The 20,504-nt window shown below is 62.3% G+C and carries 17 protein-coding genes and 1 pseudogene; 5 read left to right on the plus strand and 13 right to left on the minus strand.

Features of this window, described 5'->3' with window-relative positions:
• Nucleotides 1-25: 25 nt before the first annotated feature.
• The 6 genes from KVQ74_RS19545 to KVQ74_RS19570 are packed head-to-tail and all read right to left on the minus strand — an operon-like array spanning nt 26 to nt 6,748.
• On the minus strand, nt 26-1,357 hold the full coding sequence (locus KVQ74_RS19545) for a DUF58 domain-containing protein (protein WP_217832807.1): 1,332 nt from the start codon (nt 1,355-1,357) through the stop codon (nt 26-28).
• Nucleotides 1,354-2,355, minus strand: coding sequence for an AAA family ATPase (locus tag KVQ74_RS19550; RefSeq protein WP_217832808.1), 1,002 nt, complete (start codon nt 2,353-2,355; stop codon nt 1,354-1,356). The genes KVQ74_RS19545 and KVQ74_RS19550 overlap by 4 nt, the downstream gene beginning before the upstream one ends.
• A complete protein-coding gene (locus tag KVQ74_RS19555) occupies nt 2,352-3,515 on the minus strand; it encodes a DUF4350 domain-containing protein (protein ID WP_217832809.1) in 1,164 nt (387 codons plus the stop codon). Before KVQ74_RS19555 ends, KVQ74_RS19550 begins: the two co-directional genes overlap by 4 nt.
• Complete coding sequence (locus tag KVQ74_RS19560; protein ID WP_217832810.1) at nt 3,512-5,062, minus strand: DUF4129 domain-containing protein; 1,551 nt, start codon at nt 5,060-5,062, stop codon at nt 3,512-3,514. The genes KVQ74_RS19555 and KVQ74_RS19560 overlap by 4 nt, the downstream gene beginning before the upstream one ends.
• A complete protein-coding gene (locus tag KVQ74_RS19565; RefSeq protein ID WP_217832811.1) occupies nt 5,049-6,026 on the minus strand; it encodes a stage II sporulation protein M in 978 nt (325 codons plus the stop codon). The genes KVQ74_RS19560 and KVQ74_RS19565 overlap by 14 nt, the downstream gene beginning before the upstream one ends.
• Complete coding sequence (locus tag KVQ74_RS19570; protein WP_217832812.1) at nt 6,023-6,748, minus strand: RDD family protein; 726 nt, start codon at nt 6,746-6,748, stop codon at nt 6,023-6,025. Before KVQ74_RS19570 ends, KVQ74_RS19565 begins: the two co-directional genes overlap by 4 nt.
• Before the next feature lie 181 nt (nt 6,749-6,929).
• On the opposite strand from KVQ74_RS19570, the gene sbcB reads away from it, so the two are divergent.
• Nucleotides 6,930-8,360, plus strand: coding sequence for an exodeoxyribonuclease I (gene sbcB, locus KVQ74_RS19575; protein ID WP_217832813.1), 1,431 nt, complete (start codon nt 6,930-6,932; stop codon nt 8,358-8,360).
• A 100-nt stretch (nt 8,361-8,460) separates the two neighbouring features.
• Here sbcB and mvaT read toward each other — a convergent pair whose 3' ends face one another.
• The gene (gene mvaT, locus KVQ74_RS19580; RefSeq protein ID WP_217832814.1) at nt 8,461-8,838 is read right to left on the minus strand and encodes a histone-like nucleoid-structuring protein MvaT; all 378 of its coding nucleotides are present in this window, start codon (nt 8,836-8,838) and stop codon (nt 8,461-8,463) included.
• Between the two features lie 349 nt (nt 8,839-9,187).
• On the opposite strand from mvaT, the gene purU reads away from it, so the two are divergent.
• Nucleotides 9,188-10,036 (plus strand): formyltetrahydrofolate deformylase, encoded by an 849-nt coding sequence (gene purU / locus KVQ74_RS19585; protein ID WP_217832815.1) that lies wholly within the window; start codon nt 9,188-9,190, stop codon nt 10,034-10,036.
• An 87-nt stretch (nt 10,037-10,123) separates the two neighbouring features.
• Entirely contained in the window at nt 10,124-10,330 is a 207-nt protein-coding gene (locus tag KVQ74_RS19590; RefSeq protein WP_217832816.1) for a hypothetical protein, read from the plus strand.
• Here KVQ74_RS19590 and KVQ74_RS19595 read toward each other — a convergent pair.
• From KVQ74_RS19595 to KVQ74_RS29620, 5 genes and pseudogenes are all read right to left on the minus strand, one after another.
• Complete coding sequence (locus tag KVQ74_RS19595) at nt 10,299-11,294, minus strand: lysylphosphatidylglycerol synthase transmembrane domain-containing protein (protein WP_217832817.1); 996 nt, start codon at nt 11,292-11,294, stop codon at nt 10,299-10,301. The two genes, KVQ74_RS19590 and KVQ74_RS19595, sit on opposite strands and share 32 nt — an antisense overlap.
• Nucleotides 11,291-12,067 carry a DUF2334 domain-containing protein gene (locus tag KVQ74_RS19600; RefSeq protein WP_217832818.1) on the minus strand — a complete coding sequence of 259 codons (777 nt, stop codon included), beginning with the start codon at nt 12,065-12,067 and terminating at the stop codon, nt 11,291-11,293. Before KVQ74_RS19600 ends, KVQ74_RS19595 begins: the two co-directional genes overlap by 4 nt.
• The gene (locus KVQ74_RS19605) at nt 12,060-13,151 is read right to left on the minus strand and encodes a glycosyltransferase family 4 protein (RefSeq protein ID WP_217832958.1); all 1,092 of its coding nucleotides are present in this window, start codon (nt 13,149-13,151) and stop codon (nt 12,060-12,062) included. The genes KVQ74_RS19600 and KVQ74_RS19605 overlap by 8 nt, the downstream gene beginning before the upstream one ends.
• Before the next feature lie 179 nt (nt 13,152-13,330).
• Entirely contained in the window at nt 13,331-14,095 is a 765-nt protein-coding gene (locus KVQ74_RS29615) for a methyl-accepting chemotaxis protein (protein WP_404822708.1), read from the minus strand.
• Nucleotides 14,096-14,188: 93 nt separating this feature from the next.
• Nucleotides 14,189-15,220: pseudogene (locus tag KVQ74_RS29620) on the minus strand (HAMP domain-containing protein); the annotation flags it as partial.
• A 188-nt stretch (nt 15,221-15,408) separates the two neighbouring features.
• Between KVQ74_RS29620 and KVQ74_RS19615 the strand changes: the two are divergent.
• Nucleotides 15,409-16,896: a helicase HerA-like domain-containing protein gene (locus KVQ74_RS19615; RefSeq protein WP_217832820.1), complete on the plus strand. Its 1,488-nt coding sequence runs from the start codon at nt 15,409-15,411 to the stop codon at nt 16,894-16,896.
• Between the two features lie 22 nt (nt 16,897-16,918).
• Here the strand turns inward: KVQ74_RS19615 and KVQ74_RS19620 are convergent, their stop codons facing one another.
• The gene (locus tag KVQ74_RS19620; RefSeq protein WP_217832821.1) at nt 16,919-17,374 is read right to left on the minus strand and encodes a DUF721 domain-containing protein; all 456 of its coding nucleotides are present in this window, start codon (nt 17,372-17,374) and stop codon (nt 16,919-16,921) included.
• 307 nt (nt 17,375-17,681) lie between these two features.
• On the opposite strand from KVQ74_RS19620, the gene secA reads away from it, so the two are divergent.
• Nucleotides 17,682-20,417 (plus strand): preprotein translocase subunit SecA, encoded by a 2,736-nt coding sequence (gene secA, locus KVQ74_RS19625; RefSeq protein ID WP_217832822.1) that lies wholly within the window; start codon nt 17,682-17,684, stop codon nt 20,415-20,417.
• Nucleotides 20,418-20,504: the final 87 nt, after the last annotated feature.

Raw genomic sequence — 20,504 nt, forward strand, 5'->3', positions numbered from 1 at the left:
GCACGGTTTAAGGCTCAGTCATCCCTTACGACAATCCGGTCCGCTTCATTTCCAGGTATCGGGTGACCAGTGCGGCCCCCATCTCAGAGGGGCGGATGTCTAACACTGCCACTCCATGAGCGTCCAGCCGCTCATGGAGTTCTGCCCGTGCATTCAAATAGTCCACCGCCCCGCAATAGGCCAGTGCCTCGCTCAGTGTCTGCACCGGTGAGTGCCGCACGCCATCGAGCATGTCTTCGCGCAGGCTCGCAACCAACACTCGATGGTGCTGGTTCAGGCGATTGACGGCGGACAGCAGTTCTTCATCGTCTTCGTCGCGCAGATTGGTGACCAGCACCACCAGTGCCCGACGTTGCTGTCGGGCCAGCAGTTGATTCACCGCCGCCGGGTAGTCGGCGGGGTGGCGGGTGCTGGCGAGGTCGTAGACGTTGTTGAGCAGCGCGCTGAGTTGCCCGCTGCCCTTGACCGGAGCCAGGTAGCGTCGCTGATCACCGGCAAAGGTACTCAAGCCCACCGCGTCACCCTGCCGCAACGCTACGTAACTGAGCAGCAGACAGGCATTCAACGCATGATCGAAGTGCGACAGCTCGCCATCCTGGCTGCGCATCTGCCGGCCGCAATCGAGCATGAAGATGATCTGCTGATCGCGCTCGTCCTGGTACTCGCGGGCAATCGGCGTGCGGTGGCGGGCGGTGGCTTTCCAGTCGATCTGGCGCAGGCTGTCACCCTCACGGAAATCCCGCAGTTGGTGAAATTCCATGCCCTGGCCGCGCCGTTGGCGCTGGCGCACGCCGAGCTGGTTGAGCCAGTTGTCCACCGCCAGCAGTTCGCCGCCGTACAGGCGGGCGAAGTCCGGGTAGACGCGGGTGTGATCGGTCACGTTGAGCAGGCGTTTGCCGGACCACAGCCTCAGGGGGCTCGGCAGGTTGACTTCGCAGTGTTCAAAGCTGAAATGCCCGCGCTGCAACGGGCGCAGGCGATAGCCGATCTGGCTGGATCGGCCCGGTTGCAACTCGACGCTCAACGGCAGGTTTTCGACGCTCAGCCCTTGGGGGACGTGGTCGAAAATCCCGGTATGCAACGGCTGCTCGAAGTCATGTTCGACCTCCAGCCGCACTTCACTCCAGCGCCCGAGCGCCAGGCTGCCGGGCATCTGCCGGCGTACTCGGGGCGCAGGCAGATTGTTGAGGCGCACGGCATCAAGGGTCGCCAGTAACAACAGCGCCAGCAGCAGTCCCCAGTTGATCGAGGACAGGGTTGCTGGCACGTCGAAGTCCAGCGCCCGCAACGCGCCCAGTACGATGCCGATGGCGAGCAGGGCGGCGAGCCAGTTCAGCAACAGGCGCGAGGGTTTCACAGACGCGGCGCCGGTACTTGGTCGAGCAACTGCTGAAGCACTTGATCGACTTGCAGGCCTTCGATGTCCAGTTCGGGGGCGATCCGCACGCGATGGCGCAGCACCGCGAGGGCACAGCCCTTGATGTCGTCCGGAATCACGAACTCGCCGCCGCGCAGCAAGGCTCGCGCCCGGGCGCAGCGCACCAGGGCAATCGAGGCGCGCGGCCCGGCACCGAGGATCAGGCCCGGCCAGGTGCGGGTGCTGCGCGCCAGGCGCACGGCGTAATCAAGGACCTGATCGTCCAGCGGCAGGTCACTGGCGATGCGTTGCAGGGCCTGTACGTCCTTGGCTTGCAGCAGCGTGCGCAGCGGCTGGACGTCGAGCATGTCGGCGCGGGTCGAACGGCTGACCTGACGCACCATGTCCAGCTCCTGATCGGCGTCCGGGTAGTCGATGCGCACCTTGAGCATGAAACGGTCGAGTTCGGCTTCGGGCAGCGGGTAGGTGCCTTCCTGTTCGATCGGGTTCTGGGTGGCGAGCACCATGAACGGCTGGGCGATCGGCAGCGCGCGGCCTTCGAGGGTGACCTGGCGCTCCTGCATCGCTTCGAGCAGCGCGGCCTGGGTTTTCGCCGGGGCGCGGTTGATCTCGTCGGCTAGCAACAGGTTGGTAAACAGCGGCCCCTTGCGCAGCTTGAACTGCTCGGTCTGCAAGTCGTAGACCGCGTGGCCGGTGACGTCGCTGGGCATCAGGTCCGGGGTGAACTGGATGCGCGCGAACTCGCCGCCGAAGCAACGTGCCAGCGTCCGCACCAGCAGCGTCTTGCCAAGCCCCGGCACACCTTCGAGCAATACGTGCCCGCCGGCGATCAGCGCGGTCAGCACGTCATCGATCACCGGGTTCTGGCCGATCAGGACCTTTTGCAGTTCCAGGCGTACGGCCTGGGCCAGTTGAATGGCGCGCTGGCGTTGCTGGGCGGCATGAGTGGCGCTGCCGGGCTCGTTCTGTTCGCTCATAAGGCATTCCTCAAGGTTTGCAGGTGCGCGACCTGGCGACTGAATTCAGCGCTGGACAAGCGCTGCTTCGACACCGGGCTCAGGGCCTGACTGATGGCGCGGGTCGGTTGCCGGGTCAGGCGCGACAGCGCCAGCCATTGTTCGGCAACGTTCAATTGGTCGAAACCGGGGTGGCGCCGCCGGGCGCGGCGCAGCACGTCTTGCTGCAAGGCGTGCAGCAAGGTGTGCTGGCCGTTGTGGCGCAGGATGAAATCGGCACTGGCGCGCAGGTGTTCCAGCAACTGTCGACGCCCGGCGGGTGCCGGCAACTGAACCGGGCCATGGCGCACCCCGACGTGCCAGAACCCCAGCCCGACCAGCGCCAGCAACGCGATGATCGCCTGCGGGAAATAGCGCCAGAGCAGGGTCCACAGCCCCTCGTGTTCAGTGTTGAACAGCAGGGTCACGGCGGTATCGGCGCTCAAGTACCAGAGCAGCCAGGCATTGTCGTGCTCGGCGATGGCGGCGGTTTTCCACAGGTCGGCATCGGTGACCACGGTGATCGTGCCGACGCCGTAGGCCAGTTGCATCATGTGCGTGGCCTTGCCGCTGTTGGCCCAGGCCTGGGCCAGGTTCTTCGGGTCTTCGAGATGGAACGCGGTGTCGAAACCGGCATAGGCCGGCGCGTCTTCTTCTTCCAGATACAGTTTGGTCAGGTTCGGGTAGGGATCGTCGGTGGGATCGGCCGGCGGATCCTTGAGATCCTGGCTGAGCATCTGATGCAGTTGCACGCGGTCGAGCAGCAGGTCGTTGCTCTGCCCGGCCTTTTCGTCCCACAACGACTCGGCGACGAACACCAGCCGCCCGCCGGCCCGTGCCCAGTTCAACACTTGATCGACCTGGCGCGGCGTCATCTTCGAACGGTCGCCGAACAGCAACAGGGTGTGCTGGCGCGGGTCGATGCCCGGCAGCACGGACAGGCCTTCGGCGTGACTGACAGTGATGCCCCGTTCGCGCAGGAACATCTCGGCGGCCAGATAGGGATTGGCCTGTGCGGCGGGCGACGGGCCGTGATCGACCACGGCCTGATAGGGCCTGGCCTTGCTATACAGATAAGCGCTGACGCCGCCCAGCAGCAGGACGACCAGGGCAACCGCTAGCCAGATCGCGCGCCGGTTCAAGGGTTGCCTCCGGGGCCGAACAGGACGCGCCAGCCATTGCACAGTTCTTGTTGCAGATGCGCCGCCGGAACCCGATGCCCATAGGCCATGTTTTGCCAATGCACGGTGAGTTGGCGACTGTAGGCCAGCAACTCGGGGCGCTGCAGGTGCTCGATGCGCGCCAGTACCTGGTTTTCGGTGTCGGCGGGTTTCAGGGTCAGATCGAAGTCGTGCAGCAGATGGCTGAGCAATGCCCGGTAGAGCAAGCCGAGGGCCGCGCGGGGCTGGGTCTGCCAGAGCTGTTCGGCGCTGGCGGCGATGTCATCGGGCAAGGTTTCCCGGCTCAGGTCGAGGCCAAAGGCGTGTTGCGGCACGGGGCGTCGGGTTCGGCTCGGCAACCGGGGCCGGCGACTGACGAAGGCTTGCAGAAACTCGCGATAGCGCCACACCAGCCAGCCGAGCAGGGCAATCACCGCCCCCCACAGCAGCACTTCGATCAGGTTGGCCAAGGCGTTGAGCTGCTGGCCGTCGAGCCAGTCGAGCAGGGTCTTGAGCCACTGCGGGGCTTCTCCCTCCTTTTCGGGGCGGGCAGGGGCGGCGGGATCCTCGCCAAAGCGGTAGCGGGTGACGGTTTCCTTGTTCTTGAAGGGTGGCTGCTCGAGCAATGCCTTGATGCTGTCGCGGGACGCCTCGCTGGTGAGCGGCTGGTTCAACAGACGCGGTGCATCCGGGCCGCTGGCGGGCTCGTCGGCCCAGACTGGCGACGGCAGGCCTGGCAGCAACAGGCAGGCTGCGAGCAGCAGCACCGGGACGGCGCCATTGAGGCGTTGGCGCAGGCGACGGAACACCAGTTCGATGTCCCAGGCTTCCAGTTCGGTGCGCCGGTTCAGGTAGAGACTGAAACCGCACGCCACGTAAACCGGCTCCCACACCACCAGCACCAGTGCGTAGAAAGCATTGGTCAGGTGCTCCAGCCACCGCCAGTCGTGGCCGCTGGCGAGGATCAGGCTCTGCCAGTCCCAATCGGTTTCGACCTGTTGCGGCAGGAGCATGTAGAACAGCACCATCAGGCCGATCCATAACGCCGTTTCCAGATGCGCACCGATCACGGTCAGCCAGCGCGGGGCACCGGAATGGCGTTGCAATAACACCTGCAAGCGCTGCTGGCGCTCGGTGCCGTCGAGGCCTTCGAGTTGCACCACCGGCAGCAGGAAACTGCGACTCAGGCTCAGGCGCCGCCACGTCAGACTCGCCAGCAACTGCGGTTTGAGCAAGCGCGGCCATTGGCGCAATGCCTGTTTGAGCGTGGGGGTTTCCCCGAACAAGGCCTTGGACAGGATGTACAGCGGCAGGCGTTCATAAGCCGGTTTCAACCACCAGAAAATCAACAGGGCCAGCGACGGTGAGTCCCACAGCAAAAGGCTCAACAGCGCGAACAGCGGCAGGGTGACGATCGCCCAACTGCTCATCAGCAGGCGCCGGTGTTGCTGGCTCATGAGCACGCCCAGGTCCATGGCTTCCCAGGTCGTGCGCGGGCGGATCACCACGGTGGCGTCACTCAGGCGCATGGCGGATCCTTCCGGCGAACAGCAGATAAGTCGCCACGGCCACCCACAGCGCGGCGCCGACCAGATACTTGGTGAGCGGCGTGACGGCGGTGCGCGACGACCAGTAGGCCTCGATGAACGCCGCAATCAGCAGAAACAGCATGACCCCGCACACCAGCAAGACGCTTTGCCGGGCGGCTTGCCTGAGGGCTTCGCCGCGCGTCAGGCGACCGGGGGCGATCAAGACCCAGCCCAGTTTCAGCCCCGCCGCGCCGGCCAGGGCGATGGCCGTGAGTTCGAACGCGCCATGGCCGATCACGAATGACCAGAACGTCTGGCCGTAGCCGATTTCCGTCAGGTGGCCGGCCACCGCACCGATCATCAGGCCGTTGTAGAAAAGGAAGAACGCACTGCCCAGACCCGCCAGCAAACCGCTGGCGAAGGTCTGAAAGGCGATGCCAATGTTGTGCATGATGTAGTAGCCGAACATCACCCAGTCTTCGCTGGCCGCGCGTTCGGCCGAGCGCCCGAGGTGACCGGCGACCGGGTCGTACATGCCCTGCATTTCGCGCACCTGATCGGCGGGAATCAGGTTGTAGACCAGTTCCGGAAAGACGTATACCAGCACGCCGAAACCGACCAGGCTGCCGAAGAACAGCAGCGCGGCAACCAGGACGAAACGCCATTCCTGGCGCACCAGCCGGGGGAAACCGGCGAGGATGAAACCCAGCAGATTGGCGCCGAGGCGGCTGCGATGGCGATACAACTGCTGGTGGCCGCGCAGCACCTGCTGTTGCAGCGAATCGATCAGAAAACTGCTGTAGCCACGCTCCTGCGCCAGCGCCAGGTGCTGACAGAGACGCCGATAGGCCTTGGGGAAAGCGGCAACTTGCGAGGTGTCCTTGCCGCGCTCGAGGCGCTCCAGCGCCAGGGCGAAGCGCTCCCATTCGGCCTTGTGGCGGTTTTCGAAAAGGCTCTGTTTCATGTCGGCCCCAACAGCCCACGGGCGATGCCGTTGAGTTCGCCCACGGCTTTCGGCGCGCTGATGTGCAACGGCTGGGCGAGCAGGGCCGCCAGTTCATTGACCCGCGCCGGCGACAGTTCAGCCTGGCGTTCGGCGAAACCGAGCAGGGCGCGTTGCTCGCTCAGGCTCAGGGGAATCGGTGAGCGGCGCGGTTCGGCCTCGGGCAGTTGCGGGCGGGTCAGGGGGCGCTCGATGTGGATGACCAGGGTGCCGGCGGCAAGGTCGCCCAGGCGCTTGAAGGTCGGGTGTTGCAGACAACTGATTGCGCCGAGGAAGTAGCCGAACGGCATCAGGTCGACAAAGCGCAGCAGGTTGCGCAACAGCGAGGCCGACCAGCCGACTGGCGTGCCGTCGTCATGCACCACCCGCAGGCCCATCCATTGCTTGCCCGGCGACTGGCCCTGGCGCAGCACCTCGAACAGCACCATGTACCACCAGCTCACCGCGAACAGCAGCAGCGAACCCAGGCCCATGCCGAGCTTGCCAAGAAAGGCCAGCACAATGAACAGCGCGCCGGTGATCACGGCGCGCAGGCCCAGGTCGATCGAGAAGGCCACGGCCCGCACCATCAGCCCGGCCGGACGCAAGGGCAGGTCGATGCCTTCCGGCGTTTCGACCTGATGCCGCGTGTCCAGCGGCGGAATCAGCGGTGCTTTCCCTGGCGGTGCTGTGTGCTCGAGCATGGGCTACCTGACGTTCGCCTGTTCTGGATGCAGTGGGGGCCGATGCTAGCAGCCTCTCGGGGGAAAACGACATAACTATGTATTGCACAGCATGTGGCGAAAGCTGCTCGAATGACACGGCGCTGGCCGCCACGGCGGTCGAGCGCCTAGACTTTGCCGATCTTCAGTTCAGGAACCGCCCGTGACTTCCATCTTCTGGTACGACTACGAAACCACCGGGATCAATCCCCGCTGTGACCGCCCGTTGCAGGTGGCCGGGATTCGCACCGACCATGAACTCAACGAGATCGATGAGCCGGTCAACCTTTATTGCCAGCCCAGCGAAGACATCCTGCCGCATCCGGCCGCGTGCGTGATCACCGGTATCACCCCCGGTCGTCTGGCCGAGCAGGGGTTGAGCGAAGCCGACTTCATGACCCGGATTCACGCGCAACTGGCCGCGCCCGGCACCTGTGGCGCGGGTTACAACACGTTGCGCTTCGACGACGAGATGACCCGCTACAGCCTGTACCGGAATTTTTTCGACCCGTACGCCCGGGAATGGCAGGGCGGCAACAGCCGCTGGGATTTGATCGATGTGGTGCGCGCCGCCTACGCCTTGCGCCCCGACGGCCTGGTGTGGCCGACCGATGACGAGGGCCGGGTGACGCTCAAGCTCGAACGCCTGACCGCCGCCAACGGCCTCGATCATGGTCATGCCCACGAAGCATTGTCCGACGTGCGCGCCACCATCGCCCTGGCCCGGCTGATCCGCGAGAAGCAGCCGAAACTGTATGACTGGCTGTTTCAACTGCGCAGCAAGCAGAAGGTCATGGATCAGGTTCGTCTGTTGCAGCCGATAGTGCACATCTCCGGGCGCTTCTCGGCGGCGCGGCATTACGTGGGCGTGGTGCTGCCGCTGGCCTGGCATCCGCGCAACCGCAATGCGCTGATTGTCTGCGACCTGCACCTGGACCCGCAGGGCCTGCTCGACCTCGACGCCGAAACCTTGCGCCAGCGCCTGTACACCCGTCGCGAGGCTTTGGCCGAAGGTGAATTGCCGGTGCCGCTCAAACTGATTCACGTCAACCGCTGCCCGGTGGTGGCGCCGTTGTCGGTATTGCGCGCGGACGATCAACAGCGTCTCGGGCTGGACATGGCGCTTTATCAGGCCCGCGCATTGCGGCTAAGTGACGCACAACATATCTGGAAAGATAAAGTCGCGACGATTTATGCCAGCGAGGATTTCACCCCGAGTGAAGATCCGGAACAGCAGTTGTACGACGGATTTATCGGTGACCGGGATCGTCGTCTATGTGAGCAAGTGAGGACGGCCGATCCTGCGCAATTAAGCCGAGAGCAATGGCCTTTCGATGACGAACGTTTGCCGGAATTACTCTTTCGATATCGAGCACGTAACTTTCCCGAAACGTTGAGTTCCGAGGAGCGAGAACGCTGGACGATCTTTTGCCGGCAACGCTTGTGCGAAGCGCAAATGGGGGCTCCTAATACCCTCGAATCTTTTGCACAGGCCGCAGAAGAATGGGCGCTTAGTGCCACGCCGACGCAGAATGCGGTGCTTGATGAATGGCGTAACTATGTCGAGGCATTACGCAAACGTTTGTATCTTTGAAATCGAACATGCCCGTCGACGAAATGACGGGCATAAAAAAACGCCAGCGAATGCTGGCGTTTTATTTTCGTCGCGGATCGCTCTGCGACGGGGTTGCGGCTTAGCCCAGCAGGGTCGACCAGCCTTCAACCACGTCACCGCCCCACTTGGCTTTCCACTCTTTCAGAGTCTTGTGGTTGCCACCTTTGGTTTCGATGACTTCACCGTTGTGCGGGTTTTTGTATTGCTTAACTTTGCGAGCACGTTTGGTGCCGGTAGTTTTTACTGCGCCAGTGCGTGGAGCCTTGGCTGCGCCTTGTGGATCCAACAGTGCGATGATGTCGCGCAGGGACTTGGAATATTCGCCCATCAGAGCGCGCAGTTTGCTTTCGAATTGCAGCTCGGTTTGCAGTTTGTCGTCTTCCGACAGGTTTTTCAGACGGGCTTGCAGCTCTTTGATGGCCTCTTCGGTGGCGCGATATTCATTGATCAAGGACATGATTACTACCTTATGTAAAGTGCTGAATGACAGGGGACAGTGGCGCAATAATAGTCAGGCTGTTTCATCAAGTAAACATTTAACCGGGGTTTTTATTTGAATTAGTTACGAAGAGAAGGCCCGAGTTGAATATTCAGTTAAATATTGTGATGCAGTCTTCAGGGTCATTCACAACGACTTGTTTAATCGTCATCTGTGGTGCGCCGGTATTCTGGCGTTAATCGCTGTCAAAAAAACTTCAACGTGGCCCGGACGAGGACTGGCGCAGCGGCCGTGGTCATCAATACTGCAGTTTTCCTGCGCAGTCGCTAGAATGGCGGCCTTTGCGAAGTTCTGGAGTTTCCCCCTCATGCGCACCTTTCGGCTGGTGATTTCTTGCCCGGACCGCGTTGGCATTGTTGCCAAAGTCAGTAATTTCCTGGCATCCCACAACGGCTGGATCACCGAAGCGAGCCACCACTCGGACAATCAGATCGGCTGGTTCTTCATGCGTCACGAAATTCGTGCCGATTCGTTGCCTTTCGGTATTGAAGTCTTGCGCGAGAAGTTCGCGCCGATTGCCGAAGAGTTCTCGATGGACTGGCGTATCACCGACACCGAGCAGAAAAAGCGCGTGGTGTTGATGGCCAGCCGTGAGTCCCATTGCCTGGCCGACCTGCTGCACCGCTGGCACAGCGACGAGCTGGATTGCGAAATCTCCTGCGTGATTTCCAACCACGACGACCTGCGCAGCATGGTCGAGTGGCATGGCATTCCTTATTACCACGTCCCGGTCAATCCGCAGGACAAGGAACCGGCGTTCGCTGAAGTGTCGCGTCTGGTCAAGCAGCACGACGCCGAAGTGGTGGTGCTGGCGCGCTACATGCAGATCCTGCCGCCGGCGCTGTGCCGCGAATACGCACACAAGGTCATCAACATTCACCACAGCTTCCTGCCGTCGTTCGTCGGTGCCAAGCCGTATCACCAGGCATCGTTGCGTGGCGTGAAACTGATCGGCGCGACCTGCCACTACGTGACCGAAGAGCTGGATGCCGGCCCGATCATCGAGCAGGACGTGGTGCGTGTCAGTCACAGCGACAGCATCGAAGACATGGTGCGTTTCGGCCGTGACGTCGAGAAAATGGTGCTGGCCCGTGGTCTGCGCTATCACCTCGAAGACCGCGTGCTGGTCCACGGCAACAAGACCGTGGTGTTCTGATCGAAGCCGTTCACGGTTGAAAAAGACAGGGCCTGGGCGTTCAATCGCTCCAGGCCCTTTCTTTTATTCAGCCTTGAGGTAATACCCATGACCGATCCACTGGATAAAGCCACCTCCAGGGCACCTGCCACGTTGGGTGAGGGTTGCCTGAGCCGCTATGACCCGCAAGACATGGACGAGGAGGATGGAACCGAGTTTCCCGGCGCCGCCGAGTTGTGGGAGAAAGTGAAACCGGAGCCTGACGAAAATTCCGCGTCGTCGATCACGCCTGACGAGTTCTCATCAGTTTCTTGAGCAGCGGCCGTCCCAGCATCAGCAGAAACACCGGCCCGCCCACCAGCAGATAGAAGTAATAGGTCACCACCCGCCAGATCAGAATCGCCGCTGCGGCGGTGGATTTTCCCACCATGGGCGCCAGCAGCGCCGCCGAGGTCAGTTCCGCCGCGCCTGCGCCGCCGGGCAACAGACTGAATTGCCCGGCCCCCAGCGACAGCATCTGGATCAGGAAACTCCACGCCCATTGCAAGTCCGCCCCCAGCCCGCGCAATGCCAGATACAGCACGCTGTAACGCAACAGCCAATGCACGCACGTCAACGCGAAGACCTTGATCAGCGTTTGCCAGGGCAGTTTCAGGGTGTCGGTGAATGCCGCGAGAAAATGCAGAAGCTTGCGCGCCCAGCGTCGACGGGTACTGCCCTTGACGTTGATGCTCGCCAGCAATCGTCCGCTCAGGCGAATCAGTGCGCGGTGATAACGCGCCAGCAGCACGCAACTGAACAGCCCACCGAACAGCGACACGGCGCTGACCATCAGCAGCCATTCGAGGCGATCGCTCAAGTGCTGGAACAGCGCGTAGATCAGGATCCCGCTCAGGGCGCAGAGGAAAAACAGCAGATCGCTCAATTGATCCATGGCGAACACCGCGCTGCCACGGGCCGGGCGCACACCGCTGCGGGCCAGCAGGGCCATGATCGTCAGTGGCCCGCCGCTGCCGCCCGGCGTGGCGCAGTAAGCGAATTCGGCGGCCATCACTACGCCGAGGCTTTTCAGCGGCGTGACCCGTTCGCGTTGATCGCCGAGCAGCAGCCGCAGGCGCAGGGTGTTGATGCCCCAGCACAGCAGGATCATGCCGAACATCAGCAGCAGCCAATGCAGCGGAAAACTTTGCAAGCGCGCCCAGGTTTCGCCGCCGCCCAGCAGGATCGGGATCAGCACCGCCGCGATCAGGCCGATCAATAAAAGAATGCCGCGACTCATGCGGCGTATCCGGGATGCTTGTGCTGTTGCGTCAGCCAGTCGATCTTGGTCATTGGCACGCGGCCTTCATTCAGTAAACGTTCGACGGTGTGCAGCCAGTAGTCGCGGGAAAAACGGTGGCGCATATCCACCGGATGCACGCCCAGGCGAATCACCGGGGCGTGGCGCCAGCGCTGCTCACGTTGCTCGCTGAGCAGTTTAGACAAGCCGCGACGCCATGCACTGCGCGCGCTCCAGACCAGACCAGGGGCGTTGATGGCGGTGAAGTCCGGCAGGCGATAAAGATGTTGCGGGTCGCTGGTGTAGCTCAAGGGCAATTCGCGCAAGGCCTGGCGCGTGCCTTCGCTCATCAGCCATGCCGGCGCGACGAAACCGTGCAGCGGCCAGTCATAACGCTGAAACAACGCGATGCCCGCGTGCAGGCGGGCGAGGGCAGTCTCGCGGGACAGCTGATAAAACTCGCCTTCATGGGTGTAGAACCGGCGCATGAACCAATCCTTTGGCGTGTTTGGCCGGGGTTCCTGATCGTCATGAAAATAGCCGTGCAGTACCAGTTCATCGCCACGGGATACACGCTCGCTCAGCCGTTGGCGAAATGATCGATCGGCGTCCAGTGCATTACGCCGATGGAAATCCGGGACCACCAGCCAGGTCAGTGGCACGCCGCCCAGCGCATCGACAGCTTCGACGAAAGGTTGGTAATCGGCCCAGGTGCATGGCGCCACGTCGTGCAGCACCAGCAACAGCGCCGGGGGATTGTTCGGTTCAACCATTGGCCACCCGGGGCAGCGAATGGCCGAGGACGGCGTGGTAATGCCCGAGCAGGCTGTCGACCACGGTGTCCCAGGCGTAGTGCCGTTCGACATGTTGCCGCGCAAGGCGACCGAGAATCGCCGGATTGCGACTGAACAGCTCGCGCACGGCGTTGGCCATCAACTGCGGATTGTTCGGCGCGCAGAGCAGGCCGCAAGGTTCGCTGACGATCTCCTCGAACGCGCCGGCCGCCACTGCCACCACTGGAATGCCGCAGGCCATCGCTTCGAGGATCACCAGGCCGAAGGTTTCCTGATCACCGGCATGCACCAGCGCATCGGCACTGGCCATCAACCGCGCCACTTGCGGCGTCGGGCAGAAACCATCGATGACGCTGACGTTGTCCGGAACGGCGGCGGGCATCGACGAACCGACCAGCAGCAAGTGATAGCGCGGGCCGAGGCGTTGCATGCACTTGAGCAGCACCGGCAGGTTTTTCTCCTTGGCGCCGCGCCCGGCGAAGATCAGCAGGCGTGCGTCTTCGGCAATCCCCAGTGCGGCGCGCAGGCCCGGATCGCGGGCGTCAGGATGGAACGTGCGCAGATCCACGCCCAGCGGCTGGACGAACACATTGCGTACCCCCAGGCTGCGGAGTTTGTCGGCCATCACCTGACTGGGCGCCAGCACCCGGTCGAAGTTGCCGTAGAGTTTGCTGACGTAGGCCTCGACATTCGGTGTGACCCAGTGGCCCACGCGGTTGCCCGCCAGCAGCGGCAGATCCGAGTGATAGAAGCCGATGACCGGCACATCCAGTTGTCGCCGGGCGTCGAGCGCGGCCCAGGCGGTCAGGTACGGGTCGCCGACTTCGATCAGGTCCGGTTGCAGGTCGTGCAGGACATTGCGCCAGGGCGCCAGACGCAGCGGGAAACGGTAACCCTTGCCGAACGGCAGGGCGGGGGCCGGCACCGTATAAACGCCATCCTGTTCACTCAGGTGCGCACCGGGGATCAGCAGGCTGTGGCGAATTCCCGGGCGATGGCCGAGCCGCCGGTGCTTGGCATCCAGATACGTGCGCACACCGCCGCTGGCCGGGGCGTAAAACATGGTGATGTCGGCGATATGCACGGTGAACGTCCCTCCGCGTTGATCTCCCTTGGTTGACCTTTATCAAGGATAGATGTTCGGTCGGGATTTCGGCGCTGGCAGGTCCGGCGCAGCCCCTGACCCTCTCCCTGGGAAGAGGGCCGGGCGGGTGGCGTTCCGATGAGGGGTGGCTCTTGATCTTAAATGCGGAAGCTCCCTACCAACTGCTTCAACCGCGAAGCCTGCTGCTCCAGGTCCGAGCACGCGCGCAACGTCGCTTGCAGGTTTTCCACACCTTCCTGGTTCAGCGTGTTGATCTCGGTGATATCGACGTTGATCGACTCCACCACCGCCGTCTGTTCCTCGGTCGCGGTCGCTACCGACTGGTTCATCCCGTCGATTTCGCCAATGCGCTGGGTCACGCTGTTCAGGCGTTCTCCGGCAAGGTTGGCGATTTCCACGCTGTCCTGGCTGTGACGCTGGCTGTCGGTCATGGTGCTCACCGATTCGCGGGCGCCGACCTGCAGCTCTTCGATCATGGTCTGCACCTGTTGCGCCGACTCCTGGGTGCGATGCGCCAGGTTGCGCACTTCGTCGGCCACCACCGCAAACCCGCGTCCGGCCTCACCGGCCCGGGCCGCTTCGATCGCCGCGTTAAGTGCCAGCAGGTTGGTCTGCTGGGAAATGCTGGTGATCACCTCAAGAATCTGCCCGATGTTCACGGTCTTGCTGTTCAGCGACTCGATGTTGCTGCTCGACGCGCTGAGCATGTTCGACAACTGGTTCATCGCCTTGATGCTGCGGTCCACCACGTGCTGGCCGTCTTCGGCCAGGCCACGGGCGTCGCTGGCCTGGGTCGAGGCCTGGGCGGCGTTGCGGGCGATTTCCTGGGCGGCGGCGCCGAGTTGGTTGATCGCGGCGGCCACGCTGTTGGTGCGCGAGGCCTGCTGGTCGGAGTTGTACATCGACGAGTTCGACGCCGCGACCACACGCAGGGCGACTTCGTTGACTTGCCCGGTGGCCGAGGACACTTCGCGGATCGAGCCGTGAATGCGCTCGACGAAGCGGTTGAATGCGGTGCCGAGGACACCGAATTCATCCTGGTTCTGGATGGTCAGGCGTTTGGTCAGGTCGCCTTCGCCGTCGGCGATGTCTTCCATGGCACGGGTCATGACGTGCAGCGGCTGGATCAGCAGGCGGATCAGCATGCCGAGCAGGGCGATGATGATAGCCACGGCAATCACGGTGGCGATCACGGCTGAGGTGCGGAACTGGCTGAGCATCGAGAACGCCTGATCCTTGTCCACCGACAGGCCGATGTACCAGTTCACCGACGGCAGGCCCTTGATCGGGGTGAACGTGACGATGCGGGTCTTGCCGTCGACGGTGACTTCACTGAAATCGCTGCTGATGCGCGGGGTGTCCTGCGGATAGGCTTCTTTCAGGGATTTCATCACCAGCGTCTTGTCCGGGTGGACCAGGATCTTGCCGTCGGCGCTGACCAGGAAAACGTAGCCCATGCCGTCGAAATCCCGAGCGGCGAGGGTATCGATCAGGGTTTGCAGGCTCAGGTCACCGCCCACTACGCCCACGCTCTGACCGGCCTTCTTGGAGGCGGTGGCGATGGAAATGATCAACTGGCCGGTGGCGGCGTCGATGTACGGTTCGGTCAGGGTCGAGGTGCTGCTGCTCTCGGCCCCTTTGTACCAGGGGCGAACCCGTGGGTCGAAACCGTCCGGCATCTTCGCATCCGGACGGATGGTGAAGTGACCGGTGGCGTCGCCCAGGTAGGAAGCCATGAACGTCGAGGTCAGGGCTTTCTGTTCCAGCAGGTTGGCGACGGCGGAGGGTTCCGGGTTGATGGCGATGTTCTGGGCGGCGTTCTCGATCAGCAGGATGCGACCGTTGAGCCAGGTCTGGATGTTGCCGGCAGTGACCTCGCCCATCTCATTGAGATAATTGTCCAGATCCGCGCGGATGGCGTTGCGCTGCAACCAGTCGTTGTACAGCGTGAACGAGGCGAAGGCGGCAATGACGATGAGGGCGGCGGCAAGCAAAATTTTATGGCTGAAGCGTAGGTTTTTGTTCATGGCTTGGGGTTCCGCTAAGGTCTTAATGTCCAGGGCGTGCTTTTATAAAGGCTCGCAAAATGGGCAGGGTTGAAAGCAAACTGATATTTCCGACTCTCCTTAGGGAAATGTCAGACCTGACTTGTGGTCTGGTCTCTCATCTATAGCTATCGGCCATGCCCGACAAAGATTAATCACTAGGTGACCAAATGCCTGATTCCTCGAAACTCGTTATCGGCGCTGATCTCACAGGGCAACCGATCGCCCAGGCCATGCGCCTGGCCAATCGCCATGGACTGGTGGCCGGCGCCACCGGCACCGGCAAGACTGTCACCTTGCAACGCCTGGCCGAAGCCTTCAGTGATGCCGGGATCGCGGTGTTCGCCGCTGACATCAAAGGCGACCTGTGCGGCCTGGGTGCCGCCGGTAACCCTCAGGGCAAGATTGCCGAGCGTATTGCCGGCATGCCGTGGCTCAATTACCAGGCCCGGGCTTATCCGGTGACGTTGTGGGACATTCACGGTCAGTCCGGTCATCCGCTTCGCACCACGTTGAGCGAAATGGGGCCGCTGCTGATCGGCAGCCTGCTGGAACTCACCGACAGCCAGCAGTCGGCGCTGTACGCGGCGTTCAAAGTGGCGGACCGCGAAGGCCTGTTGCTGCTGGATCTGAAGGATCTGAAAGCACTGCTCAATCACCTCAAGGACAATCCGCAACTGCTGGGCGAAGACGCCGCGCTGATGACCACCGGCTCCAGTCAGGCGCTGTTGCGGCGTCTGGCAACCCTGGAACAGCAGGGCGCTGAAGCGCTGTTCGGCGAGCCGGCCCTGCAACTGGAGGATATTCTGCAACCGGCCGCCGACGGTCGCGGGCGCATTCATTTGCTCGACGCCAGCCGTCTGGTTCATGAAGCGCCGAAAGTCTACGCGACGTTCCTGCTGTGGTTGTTGGCCGAATTGTTCGAGCAACTGCCGGAGCGCGGCGATGCCGACAAACCGCTGCTTGCGCTGTTTTTCGACGAGGCGCACCTGCTGTTCGCCGATACGCCGAAGGCCTTGCAGGAACGGCTGGAGCAAGTGGTGCGGCTGATTCGCTCCAAGGGCGTCGGCGTGTATTTCGTCACCCAGTCGCCCGGCGACCTGCCGGATGACGTGCTGGCGCAGCTGGGGTTGCGGATCCAGCACGGGCTGCGGGCGTTTACCGCCAAGGAGCAGAAATCCCTGCGTGCGGTGGCGGATGGGTTCCGGCCGAATCCGGCGTTCGACAGCCTGACGGTTTTGACCGAACTGGGCATCGGCGAAGCGCTGGTTGGCACCTTGCAGGAAAAAGGCACGCCGGAAATGGTCCAGCGGGTGCTGGTGGCGCCGCCGCAGTCGCGGATCGGGCCGTTGACCGACACCGAGCGCACGATGCTGATCGCCGGGTCGCCGTTCAAGGGGCGTTATGACAAGCCGATCGACCGTGAGTCAGCCTATGAAATCCTGATGGGGCGCAAAGGCCTCGCACCGGAGGCCGAGGCGGCACCGGGCAGACCGCCCGTCGAAGAGCCGAGTCTGGCCGACCGGGCCGGAGAGTTCCTCGGCACGGCGGCGGGGCAGGCGCTGAAGTCGGCGATGCGTCAGGCGGCGAACCAGTTGGGCAAGCAATTGGTGCGCGGCTTGATGGGCTCGTTGCTGGGCGGCAGCAAACGCCGCTGAAACGATTGCTGGGGGCAGGCGATCAGGACTTGGGTTTGGCGTGTGCTGCAAGGCGCTCCAGCGCCGCGCGCAGGTTCGGATCGCTGATACCGTCGGCGGTGGACTGAATGGTCGCCGCCGCATCCGTCGACAGGTCGATGGTGTGTCCGCTCGGCTCGTGCTGAACGGTCGCAGGTCGTACCATGAAGCGGATCTGCATGAGGTTGGCGAACTCATCGAACAGTTGCAGCTGCCGTTGCAAGCGTTTCTGCTGGTAGCGCAGGCGCGTGGCCCAGTGGCCATTGTTGACGACCAGGGTCAGCGTGCCTTCCTTCCATGACCCGACACTGCAGTGTTCGCGGGCGGCGGGTTGCAGTTGGCTGTCGAGCAGGCGTTGCAGGTGGGCGAGTCGTTGCGCGTGGCCGAGAAGGGCTTTGAGCGGCTTGGCTTCGCGAAGCAGAACGGCGGGCGCTCTGGCTGTAAGTGGGCGAAATGCCATGATCGAACACCTGAAGTCACAGAGGCGCCATGGTAGCAGAAAGCACCCATTTCACTCGCCCATTGCTTTTGTCCCTGCTTTGCCCATTAAATCCACGACTGACTTCTGCCGTGAACGGCTTGAAGTTGAGCAAAACGCCCTTATTTTAAGTGAGCCCCGTCAAAGCGCTGTGCCAGCATCGTGGAATATCCCCACTTTCCTCACCACCGTTTCCGGGTAGAATGCTCGTTCGCATGCGGCCATGAGGGCTGCACGGGCGACTCACGGGGCCGCCCTCCATCCCTTTAGTGTGGAAGATCCTGCCGATATGTTTGCGCCTTTGTTAAAGAAACTTTTTGGAAGCAAGAACGAGCGTGAAGTCAAACGCATGCTCAAGACGGTGCAGCTCGTCAATGCCTTCGAAGAGAAAATGGTCGCCCTCTCGGACGATCAACTGCGCGCCAAGACTGCCGAGTTCAAGGACCGCATCGCCAAAGGGGAAACCCTCGACAAGCTGTTGCCCGAAGCCTTTGCGGTCGCCCGCGAAGCCGGCAAGCGCGTCATGGGTATGCGTCACTTCGATGTCCAGCTGATCGGCGGCATGACCCTGCATGAAGGCCGGATCGCCGAAATGCGTACCGGTGAAGGCAAGACCCTGGTGGGTACTCTGGGCGTTTACCTCAACGCGCTGTCCGGCAAGGGCGTACACGTTGTGACCGTGAACGACTACCTGGCCCGCCGGGACGCCAACTGGATGCGTCCGCTGTATGAATTCCTCGGCCTGACCGTCGGCATCGTGACGCCGTTCCAGCCGCCGGAAGAAAAACGCCTGGCCTACGCCGCCGACATCACCTACGGCACCAACAACGAATTCGGGTTCGACTACCTGCGCGACAACATGGCGTTCAGCATGGAAGAAAAATTCCAGCGCGAACTCAACTTTGCCGTGATCGACGAAGTCGACTCCATCCTCATCGACGAAGCCCGTACCCCGCTGATCATTTCCGGTCAGGCCGAGGACAGCTCCAAGCTGTACATCGAGATCAACAAGCTGATCCCGAAACTCAAGCTGCACGTCGAAGAAGTCGAAGGCGAAGTCACCCAGGAAGGCCACTACACCGTTGACGAGAAGACCCGTCAGGTTGAACTCAACGAAGCCGGTCACCAGTTCATCGAAGACCAGCTCACCAGCATCGGCTTGCTGGCCGAAGGCGAAAGCCTGTACTCGGCGCACAACCTGAGCCTGCTGACTCACGTCTACGCCGGCCTGCGTGCGCACAAGCTGTTCCACCGCAACGTCGAATACATCGTGCAGGACGGTCAGGTTGTCCTGGTCGACGAACACACCGGTCGTACCATGCCGGGCCGTCGTCTGTCCGAGGGCCTGCACCAGGCCATCGAAGCCAAGGAAAACCTCAACATCCAGGCCGAAAGCCAGACCCTGGCGTCGACCACGTTCCAGAACTACTTCCGTCTGTACGAAAAGCTGTCCGGCATGACCGGTACGGCCGACACCGAAGCGTTCGAGTTCCATCAGATCTACGGTCTGCCGGTCATCGTCATTCCGACCAACAAACCGTTGGCCCGTAAGGACTACAACGACCTGGTGTTCCTGACCGCCGACGAGAAATACGCGGCCATCGTCAACGACATCAAGGAAAGCATGGCCGCCGGTCGTCCGGTGCTGGTGGGTACTGCCACCATCGAAACCTCCGAGCACATGTCCAGCCTGCTGGTCAAAGAAGGCATCGAACACAAGGTTCTGAACGCCAAGTTCCACGAGAAGGAAGCCGAGATCATTGCCCAGGCCGGTCGTCCGGGCGCGCTGACCATCGCGACCAACATGGCCGGTCGTGGGACCGACATCCTGTTGGGCGGCAACTGGGAAGTTGAAGTCGCGTCGCTGGAAAACCCGACCCCCGAGCAGATCGCCCAGATCAAGGCCGACTGGCAGAAGCGTCACCAGCAAGTGCTGGAGTCCGGTGGCCTGCAGGTGATCGCGTCCGAGCGTCACGAATCCCGTCGTATCGACAACCAGCTGCGTGGCCGTGCCGGCCGTCAGGGCGACGCCGGTTCGAGCCGCTTCTACCTGTCGCTGGAAGACAGCCTGATGCGCATCTTCGCCTCTGACCGGGTGAAGAACTTCATGAAGGCCCTGGGCATGCAGCCGGGCGAGGCGATCGAGCACCGCATGGTGACCAACGCCATCGAGAAGGCGCAGCGCAAGGTTGAAGGTCGCAACTTCGACATCCGCAAGCAACTGCTCGAGTTCGACGACGTCAACAACGAACAGCGTAAAGTGATCTATCACATGCGTAACACGTTGCTGGCCGCGGACAACGTCGGCGAAACCATTGCCGATTTCCGTCAGGACGTGCTCAACGCCACCGTCAGCGCACACATTCCGCCGCAATCGCTGCCTGAGCAGTGGGACGTGACCGGTCTGGAGTCCGCGTTGCAGAGCGACTTCGGTGTGTCGCTGCCGATCCAGCAATGGCTCGACGAAGACGATCACCTGTACGAAGAAACCCTGCGCGAGAAGCTGCTGGCCGAACTGATCGCCGCGTACAACGAGAAAGAAGACCAGGCCGGTGCCGACGCACTGCGCTCCTTCGAGAAGCAGATCGTGCTGCGCGTACTGGACGACCTGTGGAAAGACCACCTGTCGACCATGGATCACCTGCGTCACGGTATTCACCTGCGTGGTTATGCGCAGAAGAACCCGAAGCAGGAATACAAGCGCGAGTCGTTCACGCTGTTCTCCGAGCTGCTGGATTCGATCAAGCGCGACTCGATTCGTGTGCTGTCGCACGTTCAGGTTCGCCGCGAAGATCCGGCCGAAGAAGAAGCGCGTCTGCGCCAGGAAGCCGAGGCGCTGGCCGCGCGCATGCAGTTCGAACATGCCGAAGCGCCAGGTCTGGAAGCGCAGCCGGAAATCGGTGAAGAGGTCGATGTGGCCCTCGCCACCGCCCCGGTTCGCAACGAGCAGAAACTGGGCCGCAACGAGCTGTGCTACTGCGGTTCGGGCAAGAAATTCAAGCATTGCCACGGGCAGATCCAGTAAACCCCGTTTCAATCGCTGAAATACCCGCGCCGCGACCGGCATCAGCCGTCGCGGCGTTTTGCCATTTACACCGCCGCTTTCTTGTAG

It is taken from the genome of Pseudomonas botevensis, from assembly GCF_019145475.1.
GTDB classification, from domain to species: Bacteria; Pseudomonadota; Gammaproteobacteria; order Pseudomonadales; family Pseudomonadaceae; genus Aquipseudomonas; species Aquipseudomonas botevensis.